The sequence below is a fragment of the Thermodesulfobacteriota bacterium genome, from assembly GCA_036482575.1.
Classification (GTDB): domain Bacteria; phylum Desulfobacterota; class GWC2-55-46; order GWC2-55-46; family JAUVFY01; genus JAZGJJ01.
In genome coordinates this window covers 1-7418 of sequence record JAZGJJ010000053.1, presented here as the reverse complement: position 1 = coordinate 7418, position 7418 = coordinate 1, and the positions used below count along the sequence as shown (strand labels likewise).

The following is a 7418-nucleotide window of genomic DNA, read 5'->3' as shown; positions in this document are numbered from 1 at the left end:
AACTTCCATGCCTTGAAGGGCGTCAGCTTCAGGGTGGAGAAGGGCGAGGTCCTCGGTTTTCTCGGTCCCAACGGCGCCGGGAAGACCACGACCATGAGGATACTTACCTGCTTCTTCCCTCCCACGGGCGGCAGCGCCAGGGTGGCCGGCTTTGACGTCTTCGAGCAGTCCAGAGAGGTCAGGAAGAGGCTCGGCTATCTCCCGGAGAGCGTCCCGCTCTACAGGGACATGGTCGCCGAGGAGTACCTCACCTTTACGGCCGCGGTGAAGGGCGTCCCCGCCGGAGAGGTGAAGAAGAGGGTCGATCGGGTGATGGACGAGTGCGCCATAACCCATATGAGAAAGAAGATTATCGGCGAGATGAGCAAGGGTTACCGCCAGAGGGTGGGGCTCGCTCAGGCGCTCGTGAACGACCCCGAGGTGCTCATACTCGACGAGCCTACCATAGGGCTCGACCCCAAGCAGATTATAGGGATAAGGCAGCTCATAAAGGATCTGGGCGGCAGGAGGACCGTTATCCTCTCCACCCATATACTGCCGGAGGTGAGCATGGTCTGCCAGAGGGTGGTCATAATAAACGAGGGCAGGGTCATAGCCGAAGACACGCCCGGGAACCTCACCCGGGGCATCGACAGCGCCGCCAGGATGGTCTTAAAGGTGGACGGCCCTGCCGCCGAAGTCGGGAAGGCCGTCAAGGGAATAAACGGGGTCGAGTCGGTCGAGGCCGCCGAGGGGCAGGAAGGCGACCCGGTGAGGGAGTACGCTGTTTTGCTCGAGAAGGACAAGGACGTAAGGCGCGAGATAGCCGCCCGGGTGGTAAACGGAGGCTGGGGGCTCATTGAGATGAAGCCCGTTGAGATGAGTCTTGAGGATATATTCGTAAAGTTGGTCACAAAAGAGTAAAAAAGTCCGTTGACCGTGGTCCGTCTTCCGTGTCCGTATAAGGAAATTCTTTGCGGATAACGCATCACGCACACGCATCACGGCATTATATACAATGAGGAACATCTACCTTATATTCAAAAAAGAGACCAAGAGCTACTTCTCATCGCCGGTGGCTTACGTGGTCATAGCCATGTTCCTTCTCATATCGGGCTATCTCTTCTACGGTATCTTCGCCTACTTTTCCACCATCAGCTTCCAGGCCCAGATGGACCCGTCCATAGCCAGGCAGCAGAACCTCTTGAACGTCACCGAGAGCGTCGTAAGACCGCTCTTTGGGATTATAAGCATGATAATGCTGATAATGATGCCGCTCCTTACGATGCGCCTCTTTGCCGAGGAGAAAAAAAGCGGCACCATAGAGCTCCTCTTGAGCTACCCCATCTCGGATGCGGAAGTGGTCGCCGGGAAGTTCCTGGCCTGCATGGGTGTGCTCCTTACCATGCTCGGGTTGTCACTGATCTTTCCGGTACTCATCATAGCCTTCGGCGAGCCCGAGATAGGGCCCATAGTAAGCGGCTACATGGGCATGGTGCTGCTCGGGGCCGCCTTCATATCGCTCGGGCTTTTCGCCTCGTCCCTTACCGAAAACCAGATTATAGCCGCCACCGTATCGTTCGGCGTGCTGTTCCTCTTCTGGATGTTGAACCTCTCGGCCCCGTTCGCAGGGCCATGGCTCGGGAAGTTCATAGAGTACGTCACGATGACGCACCACCTCGAGGCCTTCGCCAAGGGGGTCGTGGACACCGAGGACATAATATATTACGGGCTCTTCATCTTCCTCTTTCTCTTCCTGACGCTCAGGATACTCGAGTCCAAGAGGTGGAGGGGTTGAAGATGGATATCGGTTGCCGGGAAAGGCGTTCTATGAGGAGGCATAAGTGAAGGGACGCATACTGCCGTTTATAGGTCTCCTGGGGCTGCTCCTTATGGCCGTGGGCGGGGTAAGCTACGCGGTCATCGGCGAGATGACGACCCCCGTGGCCGTGCTCATCTGGTCCGGCCTCCTGCTGGCGCTCTTCTTCTTCTACGTCTACTTCCCGGAGATAAAGGATGTCATCTCAGGCAGGTCGGCCAGGTACGGCTTCAACATGGTCGTCATGGTCGGCATCTTCGCCTCCATACTCACGATGACCGCCCTGATGTCGGTCAAGTACAAGGCCCAGTGGGACCTCACCAAAAGCGGCAGGTACACCCTTTCCGACCAGACGCTCAAGATACTCAAGGGGCTCGAAAGGGACGTCGAGGCCGTGGCTTTCTACCGCTCGGACGAGAGGACCCGCCAGGAGATGGAGGACCTGCTCGAGATATACGCCTCGCGCTCTTCGCGGTTCAGCTACTGGTTCGTGGACCCGGACAAGAAGCCCGGCACCGCGGATAAGTACGGCGTCACCTCCTACAGGACGACGCTTATGATGAGCGGCGCCAATCGCGAGGCGATAGGCGTGGAGAGCGAGGAGAGGATTACCAACGCGATCCTCAAGGTGACAAAGGACGAGACGAAGAAGATATACTTCTTGAAGGGGCACGGCGAGAACAGTATCCTGAACGACAGGAAGGAGGGCTACAAGGCCATAAGCGAGTCCCTCGGAAAGGAGCGGTTCGAGGTCGAGGAGCTCCTCATTATCGAGGCCGGCGGGGTGCCGGAGGACGCGGCCGTGCTCGTTGTAAGCGGTCCCAAGAAGGAGCTGCTCCCGGACGAGCTTACCGCCATTACCGCCTACGTGCAAGGGGGAGGAAGCGCGCTCTTCATGCTTGACCCCCGGACCGTCCCAGGCGTGGCCGGCTTCCTCGCCGGCTACGGCTTCCACATAGGGGACGATATAATCATAGACACGCTCTCCCAGGTGTTCGGCGCGAACTACCTCGTGCCCGTGGTTACCACCTACGAAAAGGACCACCCCATAACCGAGGAGTTCGACCTCATGACCTTTTTCCCGCTCGCCAGGAGCGTCTCGGTCCAGGTTACGCCCGAGGCGGGCATATACACGCTCATGAGCTCCGGCGATAGCAGCTGGGGCGAGACCGACAGGGAGTCGCTCGAGGAGGGCAAGGCCGAGTACACGGAGGGCACGGACAGGCCCGGCCCCGTGCCGCTCGCGGCCGTTATAACGGTCGAGGCCTTAAAGGAAGGGGATGCCGAGAACGAGGGGAAGAGGATGAAGTACGGCAAGATAGTCGTCTTCGGCGATTCCGACTTCGTTAGCAACACGCACATAAACCTCGCCGGCAACAGGGACCTCTTCCTCAACACCGTCTCCTGGCTCGCCGAAGAGGCCGACCTCATAGCCATAAGAAAGAAGACCACCGGCATGACGCCGGTTATACTCACTTCCACTCAGGGCAGGCTCATCCTCTGGTTCGGGGTCGTCATCCCTCCCACGCTCGTGGCCGTCGTCGGCTTCGCCGTGTTTATGAGGAGAAGACTCGGGAAGACCTCCTGAGCCCGTAAACGTAAGAAAGTCCCTGCCCCCCGGTTTCTATGAATTTTTTCAAGAAAACCATATTCTGGGTCATAGTGCTCGCCGTCGTCGGCGGCTCCTTCTACATCTTCGACAAGGAGACGGAGGACGAGAAGGCCGAGGTGGAGCGGCAAAAAAGGCTTTTCCCCTTCGAGCCCGGGGACGTGACCGTCTTCACCATAACGCGCAAAGGGGTGAAGGCGGTGGAAGAGGGGGAGGAGGGGGAGGAGAGTGCGGTTGAAGAGGGGGAGAAGAAGGAGCAGTCCATCCGTGCCGAGAGGCTTGAGGGAGGGGACTGGGTAGTCGTCTCTCCCGTCGATGCGCCCGGGGACGGGGAGAGCATCGGAACGTTCCTCGAGAGCGTGGTGGGCGCCAAGTGGGACGGCGTGCTCTTCGATGAGCAGACCCCGGAAAAGCTCGAGGAGATGAGCCTCGAGGACCCGTACCTCCGGGTCGAGTTCGTAACGGGCGGCGGCAACGCCACCGTACGGTTCGGGGAGAAGGGCCCCACCCATAACGTGGCCTACGCCCTTATCGACGGCGACCCGCGCATATTCAGGATCCATTCGGATATAAGGGCGGATGCGGATAAGGAGGTCTACGACATAAGGGACAAGACTATCTTCTCCTTCGACACCACGAAGGTCAAGAGCTTCAAGGTGGTGTGGACAGGGGGGGAAACCATAGAGGTCAAGCACCCGGCCGAGGGCAGGTGGGATACGGTGGGGCTTCCCGAGGGGACGACCAATTTTATGAGGGTCATGGAGCTCCTTATAAAATTTAAGAACTCCGATATAAAGGCCTTCGATAGCGAGGCCCCGGAGAGCCTTGAGCCCTACGCCCTCGAAAAACCCAGGGTCAAGATATTTCTGATAGATGAGAAGGGGGTGCGCCACTCGATACTCATTGGCGCGAGGGACAAGAAAAGGCGCGGCATATTCTCCATGAGGGGCGGCGAGGAGGCCGTCTTCGTAATCGAGGAGGAGGTCTTCGACGCGGTGCCCAGAGGCGTAACGGACTTCAAGGTCGAAGAAAAGGAGGGCGAAGATGAAGAGGGCTGACGCTTATATAGTCCCGGCGCTCGTCTTGGGGCTCACGCTTTTTATTGGCTGCGGTAAGGAGGAGGAGAAGAAAGAAGGGCCTCAGAGCTTCGAGGAGTTCGCGGCGGAGATAGAGGTGAAGCCCGAGGAGGTGGCGCCACGGGTCGAAGAAGAGGCCGTGGAGGACGAGAGGCTCCTTATTGTGGGGGCGATAGGGCCCCGGACGGGGGAGCAGGCCGAGTACGGCCTTATGACCTTGGAGGGGGCGAGTATGGCCCTCGATAGCCTTAATGCCTCGGGCGGCATCGGGGGCAGGAGAGTGGAGCTCAGGACCGTCGATAACAGGGGCTCGGACGGCGGTACGCAAGAGGCCATGGCCGGCCTCATCGACGAGGGCGTTATGGCCATAATAGGCGCGCCTACGGGCTGGTCCACCTTCACTCCGGTCTACACGGCGAACGACAGGAGAACGGTCTTCATCTCCGCCGGCACCAGGCGCCACATAGGCAGGAGCGGTCCCTTCGTCTTCAGATATAGCCTCCCGGGCGAGAGGGCGGCCGAGGGGCTTATCGAGTACTGCGTCAAGGAAGAGGGCTATAAGGAGTTCGCGCTCGTAACGGTCATGGAGGACGAGGCCCTTAACGTATCGAGCTTTTTCAGGATAGCCATACAGAATGCCGGGGCGGCCATCAAGACCGAGGGGCACATCTTCGCGGACCCCGACATCCCCGCGGCCGTGAAGGAGTTGAAGGGAAAACTTCCGCTCGACGCGGTCGTCTTCGTCGGAAGCTCCCGAAGCGCCGGACTCTTCTTAAGCGAAGCGCGTAAGCAGGGGGTAAAGCTCCCGCTTATAGGCGGCGAGGAGCTGCATACCGAAGAGTTCCTCAGGGCCGGCAACGGCGTGGAGGGCTCTCTCGTCTACGCCGGCTTCTCCCCGCTCGACGAAACCCCGGCGGTAAAGAGCTTTATCGACTCCTATAAAAGAAAGAAGAAGGGTCTGCCGCCCGCGACCTTTGTCGCCGAGGCGTACGACTCCTTCATGCTCGTGGCAGACGCCGTAAAGAGGGCCGGCTCCACAAGGCCCGGCGAGGTCATGGCCGCCATGATGGATACGAAAGGGTTCGAGGGGATAACCGGTATCGCGGACATGGACGATAAGGGGGAGATCACGAGGGACCCGTACATATTGAAGGTCGTTATGAAAAAGAACGGCCCCGCCTTCTCCCTCGTGAGCGCCCCGCACCACAGGTCCGTTCCCGGGGCGGAGTAGTAGGATGACGTTCTTCTGGAGCGTCATAGGCGTAGTCCTTATAATTGAGGGAATACCGTACTTTATCTTCCCGGGAAAAGTGAAAAACTGGGCTCAGTTCCTCCAGGAAATACCCGAGAGGACGCTCAGGGTCATGGGCTTTGCCTCCATGGGCGTGGGGCTGGTGCTGCTCTATGTCGTCAGGTACTTGAAGTGAAATGCCGATATATAAATAAGGTCGCCTGCCTGGCCGCCGTCTGTCTATTCCTCACCGGTTGTCTGGATATCCGTACCCGTCCCGCTCCTCCCGCGCGGGGGGGCGAGTGGGAGGATAAGGTGGGGGTGGATGAGAGCGAGGTTAAAGGGGAGAGGATACGGGTCCTTATCTTCAGGAGCGGGACGGGCGTCGATATAGAGGGGAGTTCGGCGGGCGCTAAGCTCCTTATAAGGAGGCTTCCCGACGGAGGGGTTACGGTAAACGGAAAGCGCGCGCAGCTGCCGCTGAGTTTTCCCCCGGACGGCGGGCGGGGCGGGGCGGCGGGTGCCATATACGTCAACAAGAGACCCTACCGCGGCACTATCGAAGTGCATATGGGCGAGGGGAAGGATGAGGGGAAGCTCCTGGTCGTTGACGAGCTGCCTTTAGAGAGCTACCTCGTGGGCCTTATAAACAGCGAAGTCTCTTCGAAGTGGGCGCCGGAGGCCATAAAGGCGCAGGCCGTGGCGGCACGCACCTACGCCCTCCACCGGAAGGAGAAGAGGGCCGGGGCCCTCTTCGACCTTACTTCAACCCACCTCGACCAGGTCTATATGGGCGCGAAGCTCGAGGACGTGGCGGCCTACAGGGCGGTCAAGAGCACGGAGGGAGAGGTGCTCATCTATAAGGGGGAGCCCGCCCTTACCCTGTATCACTCTAACGCCGGGGGCAGGACCGAGGCCGCAGGCGAGGTATGGGGGTCGGACTACAAGTATCTACGGCCGGTCAAGAGCCGTTACGACAAGCTCGCGCCCAACTTCGAGTGGGAGACCGCGCTCACCAGGGGCTCGCTCGAAAAATTTATCAAAAAAGCCGGCTACGACCTGGGCAAGCCCAAGCGTATATACGTGTTGAGGAAGAGCTCGACAGGCAGGGTGAAGACGGTCCTCATAAAGGACGGCAGGGGCGGGGAGCTTACCCTTACGGGCGAGAAGCTCAGGAGTACCATAGGGTATGCGATCTTGAGGAGCACGATGTTCAAGGTCAAGAGGTCCGGCGAGACGTTCGTCTTCAAGGGGCGCGGCTCGGGCCACGGCGTGGGGCTCTCACAGTGGGGCGCGAAGGGCATGGCCGAGGACGGCGACTCCTACAGGAAGATACTCAAGCACTACTACCCCGGCACGAAGCTCCGTAAGCGCTGGTAGAGGTGCCGCAGCTTTATGGACCCCAGGGACTTCCACTACCACCTCCCCCAGGAACTGATAGCCCAGTACCCGCTCCCCGAGAGGGACGCCTCCAGGCTTATGGTCCTCTCGCGCGAGACCGGCTCGATCGAGCACAGACGCTTCCCCGACATAAAAGAGTATTTAAAGGCGGGAGACCTCCTCATATTTAACGACACGAAGGTCATTCCGGCGAGGCTCCTCGGGAGGAAGCCCACGGGCGGCGCCGTGGAGCTGCTTCTCATAAAGAAACTTTCAACGGTTGAGAACGGGGAGCTCTGGCAGTGCATGGCAAGGTCGTCCAAG

At 59.5% G+C, this 7418-nt stretch carries 8 protein-coding genes; all 8 read left to right on the top strand.

Going from position 1 to position 7418, the window contains the following annotated elements:
* Positions 1-12 precede the first annotated feature (12 nt).
* On the top strand, positions 13-903 hold the full coding sequence (locus V3W31_02500; protein MEE9613808.1) for an ATP-binding cassette domain-containing protein: 891 nt from the start codon (positions 13-15) through the stop codon (positions 901-903).
* A gap of 94 nt (positions 904-997) precedes the next feature.
* Complete coding sequence (locus V3W31_02495) at positions 998-1777, top strand: ABC transporter permease (GenBank protein MEE9613807.1); 780 nt, start codon at positions 998-1000, stop codon at positions 1775-1777.
* Between the two features lie 46 nt (positions 1778-1823).
* Positions 1824-3386 (top strand): Gldg family protein, encoded by a 1563-nt coding sequence (locus V3W31_02490; protein ID MEE9613806.1) that lies wholly within the window; start codon positions 1824-1826, stop codon positions 3384-3386.
* Between the two features lie 38 nt (positions 3387-3424).
* Positions 3425-4465: a DUF4340 domain-containing protein gene (locus V3W31_02485; protein MEE9613805.1), complete on the top strand. Its 1041-nt coding sequence runs from the start codon at positions 3425-3427 to the stop codon at positions 4463-4465.
* Complete coding sequence (locus V3W31_02480; GenBank protein ID MEE9613804.1) at positions 4452-5714, top strand: ABC transporter substrate-binding protein; 1263 nt, start codon at positions 4452-4454, stop codon at positions 5712-5714. The genes V3W31_02485 and V3W31_02480 overlap by 14 nt, the downstream gene beginning before the upstream one ends.
* Before the next feature lie 4 nt (positions 5715-5718).
* On the top strand, positions 5719-5910 hold the full coding sequence (locus V3W31_02475) for a DUF2065 domain-containing protein (GenBank protein ID MEE9613803.1): 192 nt from the start codon (positions 5719-5721) through the stop codon (positions 5908-5910).
* The gene (locus V3W31_02470) at positions 5907-7094 is read left to right on the top strand and encodes a SpoIID/LytB domain-containing protein (GenBank protein ID MEE9613802.1); all 1188 of its coding nucleotides are present in this window, start codon (positions 5907-5909) and stop codon (positions 7092-7094) included. The genes V3W31_02475 and V3W31_02470 overlap by 4 nt, the downstream gene beginning before the upstream one ends.
* A gap of 15 nt (positions 7095-7109) precedes the next feature.
* The coding region (locus tag V3W31_02465) for an S-adenosylmethionine:tRNA ribosyltransferase-isomerase (GenBank protein MEE9613801.1) at positions 7110-7418 on the top strand (309 nt) is incomplete at its 3' end.